Source organism: Xylophilus ampelinus, from assembly GCF_003217575.1.
Lineage (GTDB): Bacteria > Pseudomonadota > Gammaproteobacteria > Burkholderiales > Burkholderiaceae_C > Xylophilus > Xylophilus ampelinus.
The window spans coordinates 133955-154627 of the sequence record NZ_QJTC01000005.1 but is presented as its reverse complement, the minus strand read 5'-3'; the positions used below and the strand labels follow the sequence as shown (position 1 = coordinate 154627).

Below are 20673 nucleotides of genomic sequence, written 5' to 3'. Positions count from 1 at the left end.
TGGCTGGAGTTGGCGGTACGGAACTGCGGCGGTGGGCTTGGACATCTGCTGACCTTATCGGATGGCAGGTGTTGCGCTTCAGGCTTGAAACCGCCCATCGTATGAAGCTGATGTTGTATGAACCGTCCTCCGAGCCGCTGCTCACCCCGATTCCGTTTACCAGCCGCCACCCGGCCGGGACTGCTGCGATGGCTGCGATCCGGGCGATGTCTGCTGCGACGACGGCACCGGCTGTCCTGCCGCGGCCTTGGCCGCCACCGCACCGATCTCCTTGGCCAGGTCTTCGCGGCCGCCTTTGCGTGCAAAGTCCACCGCAGTCATGCCTTGCTGGTTGCGCATCGCCGTGTCGGCGCCTTCGGCCAGCAGGAGCCGGGCCACGTCGCTCGAGCCGTAGAACGCTGCCATCATCAGCGGCGTGGTGCCGTTGGGCGACTCGGCGTCGATGAAGGCGTGGTTGTCGAGCAGCAGCTTGGCGATAGTGGCCTGCTGCGGCGTCGAGGCACTGGCGGCGTAGTGCAGCGGTGCCCAGCCAGGCTTGTTGACGTCGGCGTCGCGCACCAGCAGCGCGCGGACCAGATCGGTATCGCCCTTGATGGCCGCCAGCATCAGCGGGCTCTCATCCTTCTTGTTGCGGATCTCGACCTTGGTCTTGCGCGATGCCAGCAGCGCCTTCACCGCCTTGTTCGATTGCTCGCGGACCGCCAGCACCAGGGGCGCCTCGCCCTGCGGCGACAAAGCGTTGGGATCGACGTTGCGGTTGAGCAGCGTGGTTATCGCATTCGGATCGTCGCGCTTGATGGCGACGAAGTAATCGTCGAAGGCCGCCGCCGAGGCGAAGCCCGTCAGCATCAGCAGTGCGGCGGCCGCGGCCGAGCGGCAGGCGCCCGAGACAAAACCGAAACTCATGGCATTTCCTTCAGGAACAAGCGTTCGAAATTGCGGGACGTGGCCTCGGCCACCGCCTCCACCGGAATGCCGCGCACCGAGGCGATCTGTCGGGCGACGAACGGCACGTACGACGGGTTGTTGGGTTTGCCGCGGTATGGCACCGGGGCGAGGTAGGGGCTGTCGGTCTCGATCAGCAGGCGGTCGAGCGGCACGAAGGCGGCAACGTCGCGCAAATGCTGAGCGTTCTTGAAGGTGACGATGCCCGAGAACGAGATGTAGAAGCCCAGATCGAGCGCCGCGCGGGCGACCCGGTCGGTCTCGGTGAAGCAGTGGAACACGCCGCCGGCCGCGGTGGCGGTGGCGTCCTCGCCCTCGTCCCGCAGGATCGCCAGCGTGTCGTCGGAGGCGCTGCGGGTATGGATCACCAGGGGCTTGCGGCTCTGCCGGGCGGCGCGGATGTGGGTGCGGAATCGGTCGCGCTGCCATTCGAGGTCGGCGATGCCGCGGCCGCCCTTGCGGTCTTCCATGCCGTAGTAGTCGAGGCCGGTTTCGCCGATCGCGACGACCCGCGGCCGGGCGGCGCGCTGCAGCAGGTCGTCGAGCGAGGGCTCCTGTACGCCTTCGTTGTCCGGATGCACGCCGACGGTGGCCCAGAAGTTGTCGTAGGTGGTGGCGAGCGCATGTACCGCTGGAAACTCCTCCAGCGTGGTGCAGATGCACACGGCCCGGTCGACCTGCGCATCGGCCATCGCCTGACGGATCGCCGGCAGCCGGGCCGACAGCTCGGGCATGGCGAGGTGGCAGTGCGAATCGGTGAACATCGGTTCGAGAACTAAAAGTGGCCGTAGCCGATGCTGCACGTCGGCTTCCAGCTATGGAAAATATAGCAAACGCAGGCGGTGTGCCGTGGGCTCCGCATTGCAACGAGTGTCGCGCCGCGCGGCAACCCCCGCGTATCAGATCGTCTGCGTGGCCCGGTCGGAGGCCAGGTGGCCGCCGAGGATCTCTTCGATCTTGAGCTTGAGGGCCCGCGATTTTTCGTCGGCCGGGAACTGTATGCCGACGCCCTGGGTGCGGTTGCCCGAGGCGCGGGCCGGCGTGACCCAGGCGACGCGGCCGGCCACCGGGTAGCGGGTGGGGTTGTCGGGCAGGGTCAGCAGTACGTAGACGTCTTCGCCCAGCCGGTAGTCACGGGTGGTGGGGATGAAGATGCCGCCCTCGGTGAACAGCGGGATGTAGGCGGCATAAAGCGCGGCCTTCTCCTTGATGGCGAGTTGGACGACGCTGGGGCGCGGTGCGGAAGCAGGAGATGGGTTGGTGCTCATGGCGGTATTGCATGCGAGTTTAGGGCGTTTTGCGCGGTACTCACAAGCGCCTCGTGCATCAGGCCGGCATTGAAGGGATGGTCGGCGGTGCGCAGCGCTTTCTTGAGCGCCTGCGCCCAGACCGCCAGGGCCCGGGCCGGCGGCGGCTTCGGCAGGCTTCGGGCATCGAAATACCGCGGCGCTGCGCCTGCCTGCACCACCATCAGGTCGTGGCAGAGCTTTTGCAGCGCGTCGATCGCGTCGCGAGCCGGCCAGTCGGCCAAGACAGCGGCCTCGCCCCGCACCAGCGCCGTCGGCAGCAGGGCCCAGCGGCGGGCGTCGCGGCCGCTGCGCAGGGCATCCAGCGCGTCGTCGGGCCGGCCGCCGGCCGCACGCAGCAGGTCCGGCGCATCGGCCGCCGGCACGCCCTGCTCGATCAGCCAGGCCTGCATCTCGTCGTCGGCCGGCCAGGCCATGCCGTAGGCCTGGCAGCGGCTGCGGATCGTCGGCAGCAGCTGGTGGGCGGCCTCGCTGGCCAGGACGAAGCGCACGTCGCCGGTGGGTTCCTCCAGCGTCTTCAGCAGCGCGTTGGCGGCGATGCCGTTCATCTGCTCGGCCGGATAGACCAGAACCACCTTGCCGCGGCCGCGGGCGTCGGTGCGCTGCGCGAATTCGACCGCTTCGCGCATCGCCTCGACCCGGATTTCCCTGCTGGGCTTGCGCTTCTTGTCGTCGAGTTCGGCCTGGGCCTTCTCGGGCAGCGGCCAGTCGAGCGCCTGCATTTGCACCTCGGGCATCAGCACCTGCAGGTCGGCATGCGTGCGCACGTCGATCGCGTGGCAACTGGCGCAGCCGCCGCAGGCCACGCCGCCCGCTTGCGGCGTATCGCACAGCCAGGCCCGGGCCAGCGCCAGACCCAGCGGGTACTGGCCCAGGCCCGAGGGACCCTGCAGCAGCCGGGCGTGGCCGCGCTGCGAGAGCAACGAGCGCAACTGGCGGCCGAGCCACGGTGCGAGCGGTGCCGCGGTGCTCATGCGGCCGTGCCCGCCTGCATCCGCAGCCCGGCGTGGGCGGCCATCGCCATCCGCACCTGGTGGGCGACGTCGTCGCGCGGCAGCGCGGCGTCGATCCGCACGAAGCGCTGCGGCGCAGCCCGGGCGCGGGCCGCGTAACCGCCCCGCACCCTGCGGAAGAACTCCTCGGGCTGCGATTCGAACCGGTCGGGCACCCGGGCACCGGCCAGCCGCTCGGCGGCCAAGGCCAGCGGCAGGTCGAACCAGAGGGTGATGTCGGGCTGGCGCACCGCACCCCCGCCGCCGTCCTGCACCCAGCATTCGAGCGCCGACAGAACCTGCAGATCGAAGCCGCGGCCGGCGCCCTGGTAGGCGAAGGTGGCGTCGGTGAAGCGGTCGCACAACACCACCTCGTCGCGGGCCAGGGCCGGCTCAATCACCCGCTGCAGGTGGTCGCGCCGGGCGGCGAAGACCAGCAGCGTCTCGGTCAGCGGGTCCATCGCGTCCTGCAGCACCAGGGTGCGCAGCTTCTCGGCCAGCGGCGTGCCGCCCGGCTCGCGGGTGACGGTGACCGCCCTGCCCTGCGCGCGGAACGCGTCGGCGACGCCGTCGATGTGCGAACTCTTGCCCGCACCGTCGATGCCTTCGAACGAAATGAAGAGGCCGTGCGCCATCGGAAGGCTACTTTCTGCGCTGGTACTGGTCGACCGCACGGTTGTGCTCTTCGAGCGACGGGCTGAATTGGCTGGTGCCGTCGCCGCGCGAGACGAAATACAGCGCCTGCGTGGCCTCCGGCTGCACCGCGGCCAGCAGCGCGGCGCGGCCCGGCATCGCGATGGGCGTGGGCGGCAGGCCGGTGCGGGTGTAGGTGTTCCAGGGCGTGTCGATCTGCAGGTCCTTCTTGCGCAGGTTGCCGTCGAAGGCGGTGCCCAGGCCGTAGATGACGGCCGGGTCGGTCTGCAGCGGCATGCCGATCTTCAGCCGGTTGCTGAACACGCCGGCGATCTGCGCGCGGTCGGAGGCGCGGCCGGTTTCCTTCTCGACGATGCTGGCCAGCACCAGCGCGTCCTGCGGCGTCTTGAGCGGGGTGATGGGCGCGCGCCGGGCCCAGGCGGCGTCGAGCCGGCGGTCCATCGAATGCAGGGCGCGACGCAGCAGCGCCAGGTCGCTCGAACCCTTGGCGTAGGTGTAGGTGTCGGGGAAGAAGCGGCCCTCGGCGGCGACGCCCGGGCGCTCCAGCCGGGCCATGATCGCCTCGTCCGTCAGGCCCGCGGTGTCGGGCTTCAGTTGTTCGGCCTTGGCCAGGGCGTCGCGCACCTGGCGGAAGTTCCAGCCCTCGACCAGGGTGACGCTGCGCAGCGCCTCGTCGCCGCGCACCAGCTTCTGCAGCAGGTTGCGCGGTGTGGTGGTGCCGTCCAGCTCGTAGCTGCCGGCGCGGATCTGGCGGTCCTGGCCCGACACACGGAACCAGAGGTACAGAACCCGGGGATCGACCATCACGCCGGCGTTCGCCACGTCCTGCGCCACGCCGCGCGGCGTCCGGCCCGGCTCGATCGAGAGATCCACCGTGGGCGTGCGCACCGTCAGCGGCTGGTGCAGCCACCAGAACACCGTGGCGACCAGCAGGAACGCCAGGACCGCCACCATCGCCAGCAAACGTCGCAGTGCCTTCACAACCGTGGTGCCCTCGTTGAAATCAACCGACGATGATAATGGACCGATGACCGCATCCTCTTTGCTCAACGGTATCGCCCCGCTCGACCACCTCGGCGTCATCCGCGTGGCGGGCGACGACGCCGTGTCGTTCCTGCAGGGCCAGCTGACCCAGGATTTCGCGCTGCTGGCGCCCGACCAGGCGCGGCTCGCGGCCTTCCTCTCGGCCAAGGGCCGGATGCAGGCCAGCTTCGTCGGCTACGTGCGCAGCCCCGGCGAGGTGCTGCTGGTCTGCAGCCGCGACCTGCTCGATGCCACGCGCAAGCGGCTGTCGATGTTCGTGCTGCGGGCCAAGGCCCGACTCACCGACGCGACGGCCGAGTTCACCCTGCGCGGGCTGGCGGGCGATGCTCTCGAAACGATAGCACTGGGCCGGCACGGCGATTGGGCCCGGATCGATTCCGGCACCGCGAACATCGTGTTCCTGCCGGTCGCGGCCGGCCAGGCGCGCGCACTCTGGATCGCGCCGGCCGGCGATCCGTTGCCGGCCGGCCCGGCGTTGCCGGACGCGGTGTGGCAGTGGGGCGAGGTGATGAGCGGCGTGGCGACCCTCGCCGCGCCGGTGGTCGATGCCTTCGTGCCGCAGATGCTCAACTACGAATCGGTCGGCGGCGTCAGTTTCAAGAAGGGCTGCTACCCGGGCCAGGAGGTGGTGGCGCGCAGCCAGTTCCGCGGCACCCTCAAGCGCCGCGCCTACCTGCTGCATGCCGGGCAGGCGGTGGCGGTCGGCGACGAGGTCTTCCATTCGTCCGACGCATCGCAGCCCTGCGGCATGGTGGTGCAGGCGGCCGCCGCGCCCGACGGCAGCGGCTGGGACCTGATCGCCTCGCTGCAGGTGGCGGCGACGCAGGACGGCGAATTGCGGGCCGGCCCCTCCGGCGGCATGCCGCTGAGCCTGCGGGCCCTGCCTTACGCGCTGGCCGAGGACATCTGAATCGGAGGGCCGAAGTCGAGGCGCATGGCGATGTGGGGAATGCCCACCTCGTCGAACGGCTCTCCGAACGGCGCGAAGCCGGCCCTTGCATAGAAGCGCTCGGCGCTGCGCTGGGAGTTGAGCACCACGGCGGCATCTCCCCGCAGCCGTGACTGCTCCACCAGCGCATCCAGCACCGCCCGGCCGAGCGCGCCGCCCCGCAGCAGCCGGTCGACCGCCATCCGGCCGATGCGGCCCACGCCCGGCGCGTGCCGCAGCAGCCGGCCGGTCGCGACCGGCGCGCCGACCCGGTTGAAGACCACCGCATGCACCGCGGTGGCGTCCTCGGCATCCCACTCCTCCTCGGCCGCGATGCCCTGCTCTTCCACGAAAACCGCGGTGCGGACGCGGCCGGCCGCCTCGCCCAGCGTGTCCCAGCCGCCGGTGCGCAGCGCGGTCACCGGACGCCGCGCCTCGAAATCGGCCAGCACCGCCCGCAGGGCATCGGGCACCGGCCGCGCGGTCTGGCTGGCCGGATCGGCGAACACGTAGACCAGTTCGCCGCTCACCAGCAACCGGTCGCCGCGGAAGACCGCGCCCTCGAAGACGATGCTGCTGGTGCCGACCCGCGTGCAGCGCAGAGCCACCTCCAGCAGGTCGTCCGACCGTGCCGAGGCGTGGTACTCCAGCGTCGCCTTTTTCACGTACAGGTCGCCGCCCAAGGCCTGCATGCTGGCCTCGTACGGCAGGGCCAGGGCGCGCCAGTACTCGGCCATGGCGGTGTCCAGATACATCAGGTAGTGGGCGTTGAACACGATCTTCTGCATGTCCACCTCCGCCCAACGCACCCGCAGGCGGAAGTCGCGCAGCATGGGGCGGTCGGCGTCGGACCGGGGGGAAACAGGGGCGGTCGTCATGCGGGAACCTCGGTGTCGAGTGCCTGGCGCAGCGCGGCGGCCGCGGCGGCGTGGGCCTGGCGGGCCTCGGGGATCGCCCGGCCCATCTTGATGAATTCGTGGGTCACGCCGTGCCACAGCTCCAGGTCGACCGGCACGCCCGCGGCGCGCAGCCGGTCGGCATAGGCCAGGCCCTCGTCCACCAGCGGATCGCATTCGGCCAGGCCGAACCACGCGGGGGCGACGCCGTCCACGTCGGGCGCGAGCAGCGGGGCGAAGCGCCAGTCGTCTCGGTCGGCGTCGCTGCGCAGGTAGTTGTGGGAGAACCAGTCGATCTGGGTGGCATCGATCAGCGGATCGTCGGCGAACCGGAGGTGCGAGGCCGTGTCCTGCCGGGGCGCGCAGCCGGGGTAGAACAGCATCTGCAGCGCCAGCGGCAGGCCGGCGTCGCGCGCCTGCAGGGCGCAGGCCGCGGCCAGGGTGCCGCCGGCGCTGTCGCCGCCGACGGCGAGGCGCGCCGTGTCGAGGCCCCGCGCGCCGCCCTGGCCGTGCAGCCAGGCCAGCGCGTCCCAGGCATCGTCGTGCGCGGTGGGAAAGCGGTGCTCCGGCGCCAGTCGGTAGTCGAGCGACACGACGGCGCAACCCGACAGCCGGGCCAGCTCGCGGCACAGCACGTCGTGAGTTCCGATGCCGCCGATGGTGAAGCCGCCGCCGTGCAGGTACAGCAGGGCCGGCAGGGGCGAAGTGTCCTGCCCTGCCGCATAGAGCCGCGCCGGCAGCGGATGGCCGTCGCGCGCGGCGATCCGGAATTCCTCCACCCTGGCCAGCGGCGCGCGCGGCACCTCCAGCACCTCGGCACCGGCGGCGTAGGCGGCACGCGCCTGCCGGGGCGACAGGGTGTGCAGAGGCGGATGGCCGGCGCGGGCGATGCGGTTCACCACGCTCTGCATGGCGGGCGTCAGGGCGAAGGGATAAAGCGTCTGCATGCCGAAAGTATGCCCATGCGGCGCGGGGCGCCGCGTCGGTCGCGGTGCGCGTGGTGCCGCGGCACTCGGCCGCGGGCCGCCCGCGCGGCCTGCCGGATCAGGAAAACGGGCCGGCATCGAACCGGCTGGTCCAGTCGATCGGGTCCTGCTGCAGCACCGCGTCGATGTCCAGGTCCAGCGCCAGACCGACCACGTCGGGGAAGGTGACGGCCAGCTCCCTGTCGTCGAGCTGCGACTCGCGGGCCCGGGCGCGCCAGGTGGCGAGGTGGATCACGCCGGCGAGCGGCTCGTAGACCTCGTTCTCGAAGGGCGCCTGCTGGTGCTGCAGCGCATCGACGATCTGCTGCGGGAACTGCCAGGTGCGAGCCAGGCCGGCGCCGACTTCCGCATAGCTGTAGCCGAAGAGCCGGTGCTCCAGCCGGGCGCGGCGCGGGTCAAGCACCGGCAGGGTCGCGTTGACGTGGGCCATCTGCTCGGGCATGCCCAAGTGCATCACCAGTTCGCCCACCGCGTGGATCAGGCCGGAGGTGAAGGCCGTGCCCTGGTTCAGGTGCACCACGCCGCCGAGCGAGCGCGAGATCTTCGCCACATCCAGGCTGTAGCGCCAGAACTGCTGCATGCTGATGCCGGGCACCGCGCGGAAGGCCCCGCTGATCGAGGCGGCGTTGACCAGGGAGCGCACATGCATCAGCCCCAGGATCGCGAGCGCCTCCGACACGCCGCCGATCCGCTGTGACAGCTGGAAGAATGCCGAGTTGGCCAACTGCAGCACCCGGGCGGTGAGCCCCGGGTCGGTGTTGATCAGCTGGCTGACCTTGCGCAGGTCGGGCTCCTCGCGGTCCAGCTCGCTCATCAACAGGGCCACTACCCGAGGGATGCTGGGCAGCGCGGCGGGGGTGGCAAGCAGCTTGGTCAACTCCATGAATGCAGTTTTGTCTCTTGTTGCGGATGCCCGGTGGTCTACCGGCCCCGTCGAAACGCAGGCGGAACGTCTGCTTGCATTATGTTACTTTTGGGATTCCCGGGGTTGGAGCTTGGCGAATGCCGATGCCATGGCGCTGGCCGCAGCCGGCTCCGGGGCGCGGCGCGCCTGGCCGCCGCGGGGCGGCGCCTCGTAGCGGTTGTCGCGGGCGCGGCGGTCGTCGCCGCCGCGCTGGGCGGGCGGCGCGTCGAGCTTCATCGACAGCGCGATCCGCTTGCGGGCCACGTCCACCTCGACCACCCGCACCCGGACGATGTCGCCGGTCTTGACCACCTCGCGCGCGTCGTTGACGAACTTGTGGCTCAGCTGGCTGACGTGCACCAGCCCGTCCTGGTGCACCCCCAGGTCGACGAAGGCGCCGAACTGGGCGACGTTGCTCACCGTGCCCTCCAGCACCATCCCCTCGCGCAGGTCGGCGATGTCCTCCACCCCGTCGTTGAAGCGGGCAACCTTGAAATCGGGCCGCGGGTCGCGCCCCGGCTTCTCCAGCTCGCCCAGGATGTCCCGCACGGTGATCACGCCGAAGCGCTCGTCGGCGAAGAGTTCGGGCTTCAACGTTTTCAGCAGGTCGGCCCGGCCCATGACGGCGGCCACCGGCTGCCGCACCCGGGCGATGATGCGCTCGACCACCGGATAGGTCTCGGGATGCACGCCGGTCATGTCGAGCGGGTTGTCGCCGCCGCGGATGCGCAGGAAGCCGGCGCTCTGCTCGAAGGTCTTGGCGCCCAGGCCGGTCACCGCCAGCAGCTGCTGCCGGTTCTTGAAGGCGCCGTTGCTCTCGCGCCAGCGCACTACCGATTTCGCCACCGTCCCCGACAGACCCGAGACGCGCGCCAGCAGCGGCGCGCTGGCGGTGTTGAGGTCGACGCCCACCGCGTTCACGCAGTCCTCCACCACCGCCTCCAGCGTGCGGGCCAGCTCGCTCTGGTTGACGTCGTGCTGGTACTGGCCCACGCCGATGCTCTTCGGGTCGATCTTGACCAGCTCGGCCAGCGGGTCCTGCAGCCGCCGGGCTATGCTGGCGGCGCCGCGCAGGCTCACGTCCACATCGGGCATTTCCTGGCTGGCGAATTCGCTGGCCGAGTAGACCGACGCGCCGGCCTCGCTGACCACTACTTTTTCGATAGCAAGAGGTCTTGTCTCCGCGCCGGCTGCAGCCCCTTTCGACAGCAACTTGATCAGGTCGGCGGCCAGCTTGTCGGTTTCGCGGCTGGCGGTGCCGTTGCCGATCGCGATCAGATTCACGCCGTGCTTCCCGCACAGGCGGCCCAGGGTGTGGAGCGAGCCGTCCCAGTCCTTGCGCGGCTCGTGCGGATAGACGGTGGCCGTCTCGACCAGCTTGCCGGTGGCATCCACCACCGCCACCTTCACCCCGTTGCGGATGCCCGGGTCCAGGCCCATCACCGTGCGGGGGCCGGCGGGCGCCGCCAGCAGCAGGTCGCGCAGGTTGTCGGCGAAGACCTTGATCGCGACCTTCTCCGCGTCTTCCCGCAGCCGGGCGAACAGGTCGCGCTCGGTCGACAGGCCCAGCTTCACCCGCCAGGTCCAGCCGACGCACTTGCGCAGCAGGTCGTCGGCGGGGCGACCGGCGTGGCTCCAGCCCAGGTGCAGGGCGATGCGGCCCTCGGCGAGCGTCGGCACGGCCGAGGCGCGTGTGCCCGGGGCCGGCGCGGCCACGCCGGGCGCCTCGGGCTGCAACAGCTTCACCTCCAGGATTTCGAGCGCCCGGCCGCGGAATACGGCCAGCGCCCGGTGCGAGGGCACCCGGCCGATCGGCTCGTCGTAGTCGAAGTAGTCGCGGAACTTGGCCACGTCGGGGTCGTTCTCGTTCTTGGTATCGACCTTCTTGCTCTGCAGCAGGCCCTCGGCCCAGAGCCACTCGCGCAGCCGCTGCACCAGCACCGCGTCCTCGGCCCAGCGCTCCGACAGGATGTCGCGCACGCCGTCGAGCACCGCGGGCACGGTGGAGAAATCGGCGCCGGGCTTGCCGTCGTCGAGCACCTCGGCGGGCCGGACGAAGGCGGCGGCTTCCGCGGCCGGGTCGAGCGTCGGGTCGGCGAAGAGCCTGTCGGCCAGCGGCTCGATGCCGAACTCGCGGGCGATCTGGCCCTTGGTGCGGCGCTTCTGCTTGAAGGGCAGGTACAGGTCTTCCAGCTCCTGCTTGGTGGGCGCGGCGGCGATCGCGTAGCGCAGCGCGTCGGTCAGCTTGCCCTGATCGTCGATCGCCTTCGCCACCGCCGCGCGCCGCTCTTCCAGCTCCCGCAGGTAGGACAGGCGCGCCTCGATCTCGCGCATCTGGATATCGTCCAGGCCGCCGGTCGCCTCCTTGCGGTAGCGGGCGATGAAGGGCACGGTGGCGCCGCCGTCGAGCAGTTCGACGGCGGTGCGCACCTGCTGCTCGGTCACACGGACTTCGGAGGCGATCTGGCGGAGGATGTTCGGCATGTCTCGGCACGCGGCCCCGGGAGGGCCGGCGGGTGGGGGGGGTGGGCGAAAGCGGGCGAGTGTGCCATATGCTCCCGGCCTCCGTCAGCGTGCCGAGTGCTATATAAAAAGTAGCTGATGCCCGTCGATAGTCAACGGCTGGAGGCACTTTTACGCCGCATTTTCGACCGCAGGACGGCATCGGCGACCTGGGCCGGTCGCGAGCGGCCGACGCGGCCCGGGGTGCGGGTCCGCCACGGCAACGGCAACGGTCTACCGAACATGCGCAGCCAGGGCATCGCCGATGCCCGTCACCCACGCGCGTTACAGACGGCATTTACCGGGTGATCCACCGCCGCTTCAGGAGCATCTCCTACCGACCGGGCGGAAATAAATGGCCCGGCATGTCAAAAAAACAGTGCGGAGTACGATGTTGCATCCAAGATTCCGACGAGCGGTTATTGGGAGTAAACTTCTCTCGCTTGTGGTGGTGGAGAATCGCGTCGTGTGTTGGATGATGTCGGAGGCGGCTGCAATTCGCGCAAACAGTGCGCCCACTATGACGGGCCGGCCTTATCCGGGTCCGGTCCGCAGACGTCAACGAAGTCCGGCTCAGGCGTTATCGGGCCTGCATTCGGCATCGAGGCCAACACCCGAGGGAATTCACCGTTCCGTTGCCGCAAGGCGCTTTCAAGTCTATGTTTCCAGCAGCATCCTGTGCCTGCCTCCAGTCCAATAGTTTCTCCGTGGCGTACGCCCCGGGCGATGTGAACGGTGTGCATGCATCTGAATTTGTTTCTGATGCGTATATTTGCAAATAACCTCCATGTCCGTCGAGATGCCCGCCGTTCCGCCCTCCGCTCCTTTTTCAGCCCCGGACCCTTCAACGCCACTTAATGACCACTGCACCGCTTTCGTAGGCACCTTGTTGGTGGCCAGCGGAACCCGTGCATCGGTTGCCGAAGCGTTGAAGCATGTCGCCGGACCTTTCATGGTCTTCGACGACCGTTCCGGCCGCTGCCTCGACCTCGACAGCGCCGAGGATCTGGCGCTCCAGGCCGATGCGTCGGAGTCCTCGCCCAAGGAAGCCGTTTCCGCCCCTCCGCCGCGACCGCGCGGCCGTCCCCGCCTCGGCGTGGTGGCACGCGAGGTGACCCTGCTGCCCGAGCATTGGGAGTGGCTGTCGCGCCAACCCGGCGGTGCCTCGGTCGCGATCCGCCGGCTTGTCGTGGAAGCCCGCCAGGGCTACGCCCAGGAAGACGGCGCCCGCGCCGGCCAGGAAGTGGCATACCGCTTCGTATCCGCCATCGCCAGCGATCTGCCCGGCTACGAAGACGCGCTGCGGGCCCTGTTCGTGGGTGACCGCAAGCGTTTCGACATGTCCACCAGCGCCTGGCCGGAAGATGTCCGCGAATATGCCCGGGCACGCGCCTCCGGCGCATGGGCGGAGAGACTGGCACCCTAGCATACGCTATCTTTTCCATAGCTCCTGGCCGTTGATCCACGGGAACAACGGCTATTTTTTTGGCCGCTCATCGGGTCGTGGCTGCAGGCCACGGACGTACCGCCCGTCAGGCGGCCGTGCGAACTTCAGATCGTCCCTGTTCTCATGCGCCGGCCTGGCGCAGCACGTAGCCGATGCGCGGGAAATGCACATGCACCGTGCCGGCCCGCGCGTCCTCGCGGCGCAGGGTGTAGTGCATGCGGGTGGCCGCCACCAGTGCGCCCTGTGTCGTCTCGGGGCCGAAGGTCTCGGCCGCCACGGTGACCTGGGTGCCGAGCGCAATGCCGTGCTCGTCCTGGAACACCTCGCCCTGTACCGGCAGCGGGGTGGCCGCCGCCGCCTGGGCGATCGCCGCGGCCGCGTCCAGCGTGGCCATGCTGCCGTGGCCGATCATGGCGACCCGGTCCATCCAGTCGACCACCGCCGGCGTCAGGTCGAAGATGCCGGCCACCGCCGGCACCCGGGTGCGGGTGAACCACAGCGGATGGTAGGCCGCGAAGTCGGTGATGCAGGGCACGGCACCCAGCAGGAACGGCCGGTCGTCGAGCATGTCGGACAAGCGCCGCAGGTAAGACTTGTAGGCTGCCGCGGCGTCGGCCGGGCGCAGCCGGGTCATGCCGGTGCCCGACATCGCGGCGCGGTCGGCGGCGAAGGCCTTGGCCGCCTCGGGCGGTGCCTGGGCGAACATCTGCTCGGCCCCCTTGGGCTGCAGGTTCCAGGCCATCGCGGCCCAGAACAGCGTGCTGTCGGCCCATTGCGCCAGGGTGCGGGCGATGCCCTTCTCGGGCTCGGGATAGAGCGTGGGCGTGGGGGCCCGGTGCTCCAGCACGTCGCAGATCAGCGCGGTGTCGCAATAGATGTCGGCGCCCACCTGCAACACCGGCGTGCGGCGGTAGCCGCCGGTGAGCGCGGTCAGGTCCGGCTTGGGCGCGATGGCCGGGATCAGCACCGAGTGCCAGGGCAACTGCTTGTAGCCGAGCACCAGGCGCACTTTTTCGGAGAACGGCGAGGTGGGGTAGTGGTGCAGGATCAGGTCGGGCATCGTGCGTTCCTCGGGGATAGGGGGCGAAGGGCCCGCAGGCCCGGTGTTCAGACCAGCTTGATCAGCTGCTTGCCGAAGTTGCGGCCCTTGAGCAGGCCCAGGAAGGCCTCCGGCGCCGCTTCCAGGCCCTCGGCCACCGTCTCGCGCGGGCGCAGCTTGCCGGAGCCGACCAGCTCGCCCAGCTCCTTCAGCGCCTCGGGCCAGATCTCCATGTGCTCGCTGACGATGAAGCCCTGCACCTTCATCCGGTTGACCAGGATCAGCGCCGGGTTCTGCAGCGGCAGAGGCTTGCCGTCGTAGCCGGCGATCATGCCGCAGACGGCGATGCGGGCGAAGGCGTTGGCCCGCAGCAGCACCGCATCGAGGATGTAGCCGCCGACGTTCTCGAAGTAGCCGTCGATGCCGTCCGGGCAGGCTTCCTTCAGCGCCTTCGACATGGCCTTCAGGTCGCCGTGTTCGCGGTGGTCGATGCAGGCGTCGAAGCCCAGCTCTTCGGTGGCGTACCTGCATTTCTCGGGGCCGCCGGCGATGCCGACCACCCGGCAGCCGCGGGCCTTGGCCAGCGCTCCGTAGGCGCTGCCCACCGCGCCGGTGGCGGCGCTCACCACCACCGTCTCGCCCGCCTTGGGCGCGATGATCTTCACCAGCCCGTACCAGGCAGTGACGCCCGGCATGCCGACCGCGCCCAGGTAGTGCGACAGCGGCACGTGGGTGGTGTCGACCTTGCGCAGCGCGCCGGGCTGGCCCGCGTCGACGACGCTGTACTCCTGCCAGCCGCCCATGCCGACCACCTTGTCGCCGGCGGCGAACCTGGGGTTGCGGCTCTCGACCACCTCGCCCACCGTGCCGCCGATCATCACTTCGCCGAGCGGCTGGCTGGCCGCGTAGCTCTTGCCGTCGTTCATCCGGCCGCGCATGTACGGGTCGAGGCTCAGGTAGTGGTGGCGCACCAGCACCTGGCCGTCCTGCAGCGGGGGCGTCTCGGCGGTGGCCATGCGGAAGTTGCCGGCGGTGGCCTCGCCCTCGGGCCGGTTGTCGAGCAGGATCTGGCGGTTCTGGGTCATGGGTGTGCTCCGGATGTGGCCCGTGGGCCTTTGCTATTAAATTTATAGCTGGTAGTCGGCGTGTGGCGCCGGCTGCAGCTACTTTTCTTCTGAATTCCTGCGATGGGCGCCTGCGACGCTCAATCGGTCGAGATGCCCTCGCCCGCCGTCATTGGCAGGCGGCGGCGCACGTACTTGAAAGTGCCGGTGGCATGGGCGCAGGGCTCGCCCGCCGCATCGGTGATGGTCGCCTCGACGAAGGCCACGGTGACGGTGCGGTGGATCAGCCGGCCACGGGCCACCAGCGGGCCGACGGCCGGCTGCATGAAGCTGGTCTTCATCTCGATGGTGACCACGCCCATTTCGAAATCGACGCTGCGGGCTGCCGCGGCCATCGTCACGTCGAGCAGCGCCATCGAGGCGCCGCCGTGGGTCACGCCGTGGGTGTTGAGGTGCTCGGGCGTCGCGGTGAAGTGCAGCTCGGATGCGCCGTCGGCGATCCTGTGCAGGCTGAAGCCCAGGTGTTTGGCGAAGGGAATGCTGCTCTGGTTCCAGCGGTCGATCAGGTCGTTCTCGGAAGGCATGGGCGAAGGTCCGGGTGAAAAAACCGCCATCATCCCGCAGTCACCGCGCTGACGCCGCCGTCCACCGCCAGCCACTGGCCGGTGATGTGCTTGCCGGCGTCGGATGCGTAGAGCAGGCACAGGCCCTTCAGGTCCTCGTCGTCGCCCAGGCGGCCCAGCGGCGCGTGCGCGGCCATCTTCTCTTCGCCCATCGCGGCGATCAGGCCGCTGCTCATCTTGCTGGGGAAGAAGCCGGGGCAGATCGCGTTGACCCGGATGTTGTGGCGGCCCCATTCGGCGCCCAGGGTGCGGGTGAAGTTGATCACCGCGCCCTTGGAGGTGTTGTAGGCGATGGTCTGCATCGCGGCCGGGTTGCCGCCCAGGCCGGCGATCGAGGCCACGTTGACGATGCTGCCGGTGCGCCGCGGGATCATGCTGCTGCGGCCCACCTGCTGGGCCAGCAGGAAGTAGCCGCGCACGTTCAGGTTCATCACCCTGTCCCAGGCCTCGACCGGATGGTCCTCGGCCGGGGCACCCCAGGTGGCGCCGGCGTTGTTGACCAGGATGTCGATCTCGCCCATGCGCTGCATCGTCTCGCCGACGAGACGATTCACGTCTTCCGCCCGGGCGCAGTCGGCGGCGGTCCAGCGGGCGTCGATGCCCTCGGCCTGCAGCGTGGCGACGGCCTCTTCCAGGTCGTCCGCCTTGCGCGAACTGAGCATCACCCGCGCACCGGCCTCGCCCAACGCCCGCGCCAGTTGCAGGCCCAGCCCGCGCGAGCCGCCGGTCACCAGGGCGTTGCGACCGGTGAGGTCGAAGAGTTGTTGAACCGTGCGTGTCATCCGTGTCTCCCGTCGGTGCGGCGTCTGTCCGTGTGAATGGGTCCAACGATTGTGGTTAGACGACCTGCCGCCGCGAGTCCCGCCGGTGATAGCGGTTGCCGATCGCGCCTAGTCGCCCATCTTAGAGCGGACGTAGATCAGCACCACGCCCGCGGCGGCCGCGATCCCGCCCAGCACCACCAGCGTCTTGCCCGTCGTGCCGTAACTGTCGTGCGCGATGGCGCCGGCCAACATGCTGAACAGCCCCCCGTAAATCAGGATCCAGACGAGGTTTTCGATGCGTTTGATGCGGATGGGAGTGGTCATGCGAAGAACGGGAGTTTAGAAGGCGTCTTGGGTTGGGGAAGGAAGGTGTTGCCGCAGTCGCGCACCCCCTGCATCCTGCCGCCGATCGCGGGCACCTCGTCATGATAGAAGCACCGCCCGGCTGGCCCGCCGCTTTCGCGCCGCCGACGCAGCGCCCGGTGCTCCACAAAAACAGCGCCCTTAGTAAGTAGAGACTTCCACAGCGTGCGCCCGTTGCAGCGAGGATTCGGGCGAGGAGGATGTCACGGTTCACCGAAGGACCAATGCCTACGCACCCTGAACGGGCATAACTCACTATTATCAGGCTCGGTGGCGTGCCGGGTCACTCACGGTTGCAGTTTAAAATTAACCGTTCCAGCAAACCGAAATAATGGGCCGGCATCCGAAATAAAAAGATCCGGCCCGCCCCCGCAGGTAGATTTTTACTTCAAAGCATGAAAGGATCGGAGTTGGAAATTCACATTCAGAATACTATCGAGGCATGAGATGAAAGATCTTTATCCATTCGCTACTAATACCGCGTGGACGCACGACTTGAACGAGTCCGACAGACTTCAGGAAGCGCAAAATGCGGGCGTATCGCAACCAAGCGGCACCGCGCCCGCCGCGGGCCCACTGGCCGGGCTGCCTACGAGACCGCGGGGCGATGCCCGCCCTGAGGAGACCCGCCTCTCCCTCGGAACGACCATGCCGACCATGCCGACGCTGCCGATCCTCGAGTCTATGAATTTACCAACCCCCAGCGTTCCGCGTTGCGATGCACCGCGGCCCTCGCGGCGCAGGCGGCAGGTGGTTTCGGAGCAGACGGAGCAGGCGCTCAGTAAAATGGCGGCCGAACCCTATCCAGAAGACGCAGGGATCATCGAAAGATTCAGTGCAAACGCCCACGCGAGTGGGAGCAACAAGAACACCATATTAATTTACAGTAAAAATTTGACTAGATTTAGCGCCTGGCTGAGGAAAAATGACATGCCAGGCATAAATGGCCGGTTATTCGATGAAGAATTGACTAACGACCTTAGGGAATTCACGAGGCGGACGGAAAAATGGCGGTTCACAACATCATTACTATGCCATCTCAGGCAATCGGAGACGAGTGGCATGGTGAAAATCCCGAATATCGAGCAAAAACATCTTCAAATTCCAAATGAAGATAATTGGCTCCTCTGCGAGGCTTTCCCCAAAAATGACCAAACTTCCAAAAATTACAAAATCTTATTGAAACAATTCAGCACATGGCTCCAGGAAAAAGGCGAGCCGGGGTTATGCGAAAAAGATAACCTGCACTCCGACCGTCTGACGGCGCAGGCCAGAACTTACATCCAGGAAGTACCGAATCGCGAATGTCTGATTTCGGCGCTGAAGCATCTGCGACGCTATGACTGCGGAGAAAACCCGGTGTATGCAACCAAGCGCGACACCCGTGCCATTCCCGCCGACGATCGCCTGTTCAGCGAGAAATATGAAGTGTGGTTGAGAGAACAGGGATATGGAGGAAAGCCCTGCCGTCGCGACTCAGCCGCCTCTCGCGCAAGCTCCTTTCGTTCTTTCAGCGCTTGGCTGCAACATGAGAGCCCGTCCTCTGCCTCCCTGGCGTCCCGTATTCAAAGCGGAGACAGAAGTTTAGAGGTCGACTTGGATCTCTACACCCATTCGATGACCGCGGGCTTTGCCCGGACGATGAAAGTGGTACTGCGCCGAGCACGCCAAATGGTCGCCGATTCCCATGCGGATTCCGCCAACTACCTCTGCAGCTTTACCGGCCTCGGTCAAATGGGCCTGCATCTGTCTCGGCCCGAGAGTCGGGGTGCTGCAGAGCCGTCCGCATCCGTGAACCGGTACCCTGCCACGCCGGCCGGATCCTCCTATTCGTCCATGTTTCCGCCCACTCCTCGGGGGGGCTGGCCCGACGCACCTCAAGGCTCATGGTCAGAACTACCCGAGGTATCGAGTTCGACTTTTGGTGACTTGGAATCGCTCGACTCCGGGCACCCCGATGGGGGCCGGGAATCGTATTGGGATGCCCTGAATCAAGAAGCAACAGGACCATGGCACATGGCCAGTTCGCGGGCGTCTGTACCTACCTTCGACGAGGGCGACACGGGGTCCGGCTGGCAACATGGTGCACAGCCTGCTCCTCCATGGTTGGTGCAGCGAGGGGTTCACGATCAGCAGATCGTTCGCATCCGTGACCTGGAATATCGGGTCGTCGCCAATCCAGGTACGAGCAACGCGTGGGGCGAGTCTCAACTCTTCCTCTATCCCCACATTCGGGGCGGCTGAGCAAGCGCGTGCAAACGAGGATGGTATTAGAGTGGCTAACAAAACGACGGGATGGACCGCAGGCAGATAACGCAACAGGCCGCAACAGGCGCCAGCGAGAGCGAGGCGACATGAATGTCGATGCGACGCTCGAAGCGAATGCGCAGCTCGCCGAAAGCTGCCAGCCAGGCGTGCGTGCGCTCAACCACCCAGCGATGGCGGCCAATAGAGACTTCCACAGCGTGCGCCCCGTCGCAACGAGGATTCAGGCGAGGAGGATGTTACGGTTTACCGAAGAACCGACGCCTACAGCCTCAAACAGGCATAACTCACCATTATCAGGCTCGGTGGCGCGCCGGGTCACTCACCGTTGCAGTTTGAAATTTACCGTTCCAGCAAACCGAAATAATGGGCTGGCATACGAAATAAAAAGATACGGCCCGCCCCCGCAGGTAGATTTTTCCTTCAAAGCATGGAAGGATCGGAGTTGGAAATTCACAGTCAGAATACCATCGAGGCATGAGATGAAAGATCTTTATCCATTCGCTACTGGTACCGCGTGGACGCACGACTTGAGCGACTCCGACAGACTTCAAGAAGCGCAAAATGCGGTCTTATCGCAACAAAGCGGCACCGCGCCCGCCGCGGGCCCACTGGCCGGCCTGCCCACGAGGCCGCAGGGCGATGGCCGCCCTGAAGAGACCCGTCTCGCCCTCGGAACGACCATTCCGACGCCGACGGTCATCGAGTCTGTATATTTACCATCTCCCAGCATTCACCGCAGCTCTGCGAACTTTCCGCGTTTCGATGCACCGCGGCCCTCGCGGCGCAGGCGGCAGGTGGTTTCGGAGCAGGCCCCTATTGAAGTTAGGTCGCGTGACCATTCTTCCTCAGAGTTGCAGGCTCGGGTGCAAGAGGCACCGAGCGCCCAGCACGCCCTGCCTGCACGAGCCAGACGGGCGATCGGTGAAATACCTTATCCGGAGGACGCATGGCTCATCACCAGGTTTCAGTTAAATGCCGAGGCTGGTGGAAGCAACCTGAGCACCGCATCAATTTATAGCAGGGCTTTGACTAAATTCAGCGCCTGGCTCAGGCAAAATGACAAACCAGGGTTGCATGCCCGCTTGTTCGAGGACGAATTAGCGAACGACCTCAAACAGTTCGTAATGCAAACGCAAAAATGGTATATTCCACTAGCGATACTGGACCATATTAGGCAGTCCGTCACAAATGACTCGGTACAGATCCCGCGCCTAGATAGAAAACCTCTTCAAATTCCAGATGAAGATGATTGGCTGATATGCGAAGCTTTCTCCGAAACGGACAGAACTTCCATAACCTACAGGAACAAGCTGAAACTATTCAGCTCATGGCTCCATGAGAAAGGCGAGCCCGGGTTATGCGACGAAGGTAAGTTGCATTCCAAGTATTTGACAGAGCAGGCCAAAATTTTCAGTTCGGGAAAAAATGGTCGCAACAGTCTGATTCCGGCGCTGAAGCATCTGAGAAATTTCGACCGCACAGGAACCAAGGTATATCAACACAAGAACGACACCCGTACAATTCCCGTGGAAGATATTCTGCTGAGCGAAAAATTTGCCGCGTGGTTGAGGGAGCAGGGATATGGAGGGAAGGTCAACCGTCGCGGAAAAGACGACGGAGCCGCCGTTCGAGCAAGCGCATTGCGTTCGTTCTGCGCTTGGATGCAACGGACGGGGCGCGCCTCCACATCCCTGGCATCCCGTCTCCAAAGCGGAGATAGAAGTTTGGATACCGAATTGGATTTCTACACGTATGGCAGTAATGCGAACTTTGTCGAAACCATGAAAACGACATTGCGTTTGGCACGCCATATGGTCGGCGATTCCCATGGGGATTCCGTCAACAACCCCTCTCGCGTTACCGGCCTCGGTCACACGGCCCCGCAAATGCTTCGGCTCGGGCCTCGGAGCGCAGCGGAGTTGTCCGCGTCCCGGGGGTCCGTGAACC

19 protein-coding genes and 1 pseudogene are annotated in these 20673 nt (G+C 67.0%); 4 read left to right on the top strand and 16 right to left on the bottom strand.

Going from position 1 to position 20673, the window contains the following annotated elements:
• Positions 1-156 precede the first annotated feature (156 nt).
• From DFQ15_RS05665 to mltG, 6 genes are all read right to left on the bottom strand, one after another.
• Positions 157-906, bottom strand: coding sequence for an ankyrin repeat domain-containing protein (locus DFQ15_RS05665; protein ID WP_233504297.1), 750 nt, complete (start codon positions 904-906; stop codon positions 157-159).
• Positions 903-1709, bottom strand: a complete 807-nt coding sequence (locus tag DFQ15_RS05660) for a TatD family hydrolase (protein ID WP_110465033.1) — start codon at positions 1707-1709, stop codon at positions 903-905. The genes DFQ15_RS05665 and DFQ15_RS05660 overlap by 4 nt, the downstream gene beginning before the upstream one ends.
• Positions 1710-1844: 135 nt before the next feature.
• Entirely contained in the window at positions 1845-2213 is a 369-nt protein-coding gene (locus DFQ15_RS05655) for a PilZ domain-containing protein (RefSeq protein WP_110465032.1), read from the bottom strand.
• Positions 2210-3226 carry a DNA polymerase III subunit delta' gene (locus DFQ15_RS05650; RefSeq protein ID WP_110465031.1) on the bottom strand — a complete coding sequence of 339 codons (1017 nt, stop codon included), beginning with the start codon at positions 3224-3226 and terminating at the stop codon, positions 2210-2212. The genes DFQ15_RS05655 and DFQ15_RS05650 overlap by 4 nt, the downstream gene beginning before the upstream one ends.
• On the bottom strand, positions 3223-3879 hold the full coding sequence (gene tmk, locus DFQ15_RS05645) for a dTMP kinase (RefSeq protein ID WP_110465030.1): 657 nt from the start codon (positions 3877-3879) through the stop codon (positions 3223-3225). Before tmk ends, DFQ15_RS05650 begins: the two co-directional genes overlap by 4 nt.
• Before the next feature lie 7 nt (positions 3880-3886).
• Positions 3887-4852, bottom strand: a complete 966-nt coding sequence (gene mltG, locus DFQ15_RS05640) for an endolytic transglycosylase MltG (RefSeq protein WP_110465046.1) — start codon at positions 4850-4852, stop codon at positions 3887-3889.
• Between the two features lie 73 nt (positions 4853-4925).
• Here mltG and ygfZ point away from each other — a divergent pair, with 73 nt between their 5' ends.
• Positions 4926-5852: a CAF17-like 4Fe-4S cluster assembly/insertion protein YgfZ gene (gene ygfZ / locus DFQ15_RS05635; RefSeq protein WP_110465029.1), complete on the top strand. Its 927-nt coding sequence runs from the start codon at positions 4926-4928 to the stop codon at positions 5850-5852.
• On the opposite strand, the gene DFQ15_RS05630 is transcribed toward ygfZ, so the two are convergent.
• The 4 genes from DFQ15_RS05630 to DFQ15_RS05615 all read right to left on the bottom strand — a co-directional run bounded on the left by DFQ15_RS05630 (position 5828) and on the right by DFQ15_RS05615 (position 11140).
• Complete coding sequence (locus tag DFQ15_RS05630; protein WP_233504296.1) at positions 5828-6748, bottom strand: YbgC/FadM family acyl-CoA thioesterase; 921 nt, start codon at positions 6746-6748, stop codon at positions 5828-5830. The genes ygfZ and DFQ15_RS05630 overlap by 25 nt on opposite strands.
• A complete protein-coding gene (locus tag DFQ15_RS05625; RefSeq protein WP_233504295.1) occupies positions 6745-7713 on the bottom strand; it encodes an alpha/beta hydrolase in 969 nt (322 codons plus the stop codon). The genes DFQ15_RS05630 and DFQ15_RS05625 overlap by 4 nt, the downstream gene beginning before the upstream one ends.
• A 97-nt stretch (positions 7714-7810) precedes the next feature.
• Positions 7811-8635: an HDOD domain-containing protein gene (locus DFQ15_RS05620; protein WP_110465027.1), complete on the bottom strand. Its 825-nt coding sequence runs from the start codon at positions 8633-8635 to the stop codon at positions 7811-7813.
• Positions 8636-8719: 84 nt separating this feature from the next.
• Positions 8720-11140 carry a Tex family protein gene (locus DFQ15_RS05615; protein WP_110465026.1) on the bottom strand — a complete coding sequence of 807 codons (2421 nt, stop codon included), beginning with the start codon at positions 11138-11140 and terminating at the stop codon, positions 8720-8722.
• Between the two features lie 805 nt (positions 11141-11945).
• On the opposite strand from DFQ15_RS05615, the gene DFQ15_RS05610 reads away from it, so the two are divergent.
• Positions 11946-12584, top strand: a complete 639-nt coding sequence (locus DFQ15_RS05610) for a DUF2239 family protein (protein WP_324998167.1) — start codon at positions 11946-11948, stop codon at positions 12582-12584.
• A gap of 142 nt (positions 12585-12726) precedes the next feature.
• Here DFQ15_RS05610 and DFQ15_RS05605 read toward each other — a convergent pair whose 3' ends face one another.
• From DFQ15_RS05605 to DFQ15_RS05585, 5 genes are all read right to left on the bottom strand, one after another.
• Positions 12727-13665, bottom strand: coding sequence for a glutathione S-transferase family protein (locus DFQ15_RS05605; protein ID WP_110465025.1), 939 nt, complete (start codon positions 13663-13665; stop codon positions 12727-12729).
• Positions 13666-13712: 47 nt separating this feature from the next.
• Entirely contained in the window at positions 13713-14729 is a 1017-nt protein-coding gene (locus tag DFQ15_RS05600; RefSeq protein ID WP_110465024.1) for an NADP-dependent oxidoreductase, read from the bottom strand.
• Between the two features lie 119 nt (positions 14730-14848).
• On the bottom strand, positions 14849-15292 hold the full coding sequence (locus DFQ15_RS05595; protein WP_110465023.1) for a PaaI family thioesterase: 444 nt from the start codon (positions 15290-15292) through the stop codon (positions 14849-14851).
• A gap of 29 nt (positions 15293-15321) precedes the next feature.
• Positions 15322-16113 carry an SDR family oxidoreductase gene (locus tag DFQ15_RS05590; protein ID WP_110465022.1) on the bottom strand — a complete coding sequence of 264 codons (792 nt, stop codon included), beginning with the start codon at positions 16111-16113 and terminating at the stop codon, positions 15322-15324.
• 108 nt (positions 16114-16221) lie between these two features.
• A complete protein-coding gene (locus tag DFQ15_RS05585) occupies positions 16222-16419 on the bottom strand; it encodes a hypothetical protein (RefSeq protein ID WP_110465021.1) in 198 nt (65 codons plus the stop codon).
• Positions 16420-16953: 534 nt separating this feature from the next.
• On the opposite strand from DFQ15_RS05585, the gene DFQ15_RS17525 reads away from it, so the two are divergent.
• Complete coding sequence (locus DFQ15_RS17525) at positions 16954-18702, top strand: hypothetical protein (protein ID WP_233504294.1); 1749 nt, start codon at positions 16954-16956, stop codon at positions 18700-18702.
• A gap of 35 nt (positions 18703-18737) precedes the next feature.
• Here the strand turns inward: DFQ15_RS17525 and DFQ15_RS05575 are convergent.
• A pseudogene (locus DFQ15_RS05575) lies at positions 18738-18908 on the bottom strand (transposase); the annotation flags it as partial.
• Between the two features lie 345 nt (positions 18909-19253).
• Here DFQ15_RS05575 and DFQ15_RS17380 point away from each other — a divergent pair.
• A partial coding sequence (locus tag DFQ15_RS17380; RefSeq protein ID WP_199399817.1) for a hypothetical protein occupies positions 19254-20673 on the top strand: 1420 nt, incomplete at its 3' end.

Coding starts and splice junctions, on each gene's coding strand:
- DFQ15_RS05660 (WP_110465033.1), bottom strand. CDS start 1,709: ATGTTCACCGATTCGCACTGCCACCTCGCCATGCCCGAGCTGTCGGCC.
- DFQ15_RS05655 (WP_110465032.1), bottom strand. CDS start 2,213: ATGAGCACCAACCCATCTCCTGCTTCCGCACCGCGCCCCAGCGTCGTC.
- tmk (WP_110465030.1), bottom strand. CDS start 3,879: ATGGCGCACGGCCTCTTCATTTCGTTCGAAGGCATCGACGGTGCGGGC.
- DFQ15_RS05590 (WP_110465022.1), bottom strand. CDS start 16,113: ATGACACGCACGGTTCAACAACTCTTCGACCTCACCGGTCGCAACGCC.
- DFQ15_RS05665 (WP_233504297.1), bottom strand. CDS start 906: ATGAGTTTCGGTTTTGTCTCGGGCGCCTGCCGCTCGGCCGCGGCCGCC.
- DFQ15_RS05595 (WP_110465023.1), bottom strand. CDS start 15,292: ATGCCTTCCGAGAACGACCTGATCGACCGCTGGAACCAGAGCAGCATT.
- mltG (WP_110465046.1), bottom strand. CDS start 4,852: ATGGTGGCGGTCCTGGCGTTCCTGCTGGTCGCCACGGTGTTCTGGTGG.
- DFQ15_RS05605 (WP_110465025.1), bottom strand. CDS start 13,665: ATGCCCGACCTGATCCTGCACCACTACCCCACCTCGCCGTTCTCCGAA.
- DFQ15_RS05650 (WP_110465031.1), bottom strand. CDS start 3,226: ATGAGCACCGCGGCACCGCTCGCACCGTGGCTCGGCCGCCAGTTGCGC.
- DFQ15_RS05625 (WP_233504295.1), bottom strand. CDS start 7,713: ATGCAGACGCTTTATCCCTTCGCCCTGACGCCCGCCATGCAGAGCGTG.
- DFQ15_RS05585 (WP_110465021.1), bottom strand. CDS start 16,419: ATGACCACTCCCATCCGCATCAAACGCATCGAAAACCTCGTCTGGATC.
- DFQ15_RS05630 (WP_233504296.1), bottom strand. CDS start 6,748: ATGACGACCGCCCCTGTTTCCCCCCGGTCCGACGCCGACCGCCCCATG.
- DFQ15_RS05600 (WP_110465024.1), bottom strand. CDS start 14,729: ATGACCCAGAACCGCCAGATCCTGCTCGACAACCGGCCCGAGGGCGAG.
- DFQ15_RS05610 (WP_324998167.1), top strand. CDS start 11,946: ATGTCCGTCGAGATGCCCGCCGTTCCGCCCTCCGCTCCTTTTTCAGCC.
- ygfZ (WP_110465029.1), top strand. CDS start 4,926: ATGACCGCATCCTCTTTGCTCAACGGTATCGCCCCGCTCGACCACCTC.
- DFQ15_RS05615 (WP_110465026.1), bottom strand. CDS start 11,140: ATGCCGAACATCCTCCGCCAGATCGCCTCCGAAGTCCGTGTGACCGAG.
- DFQ15_RS05620 (WP_110465027.1), bottom strand. CDS start 8,635: ATGGAGTTGACCAAGCTGCTTGCCACCCCCGCCGCGCTGCCCAGCATC.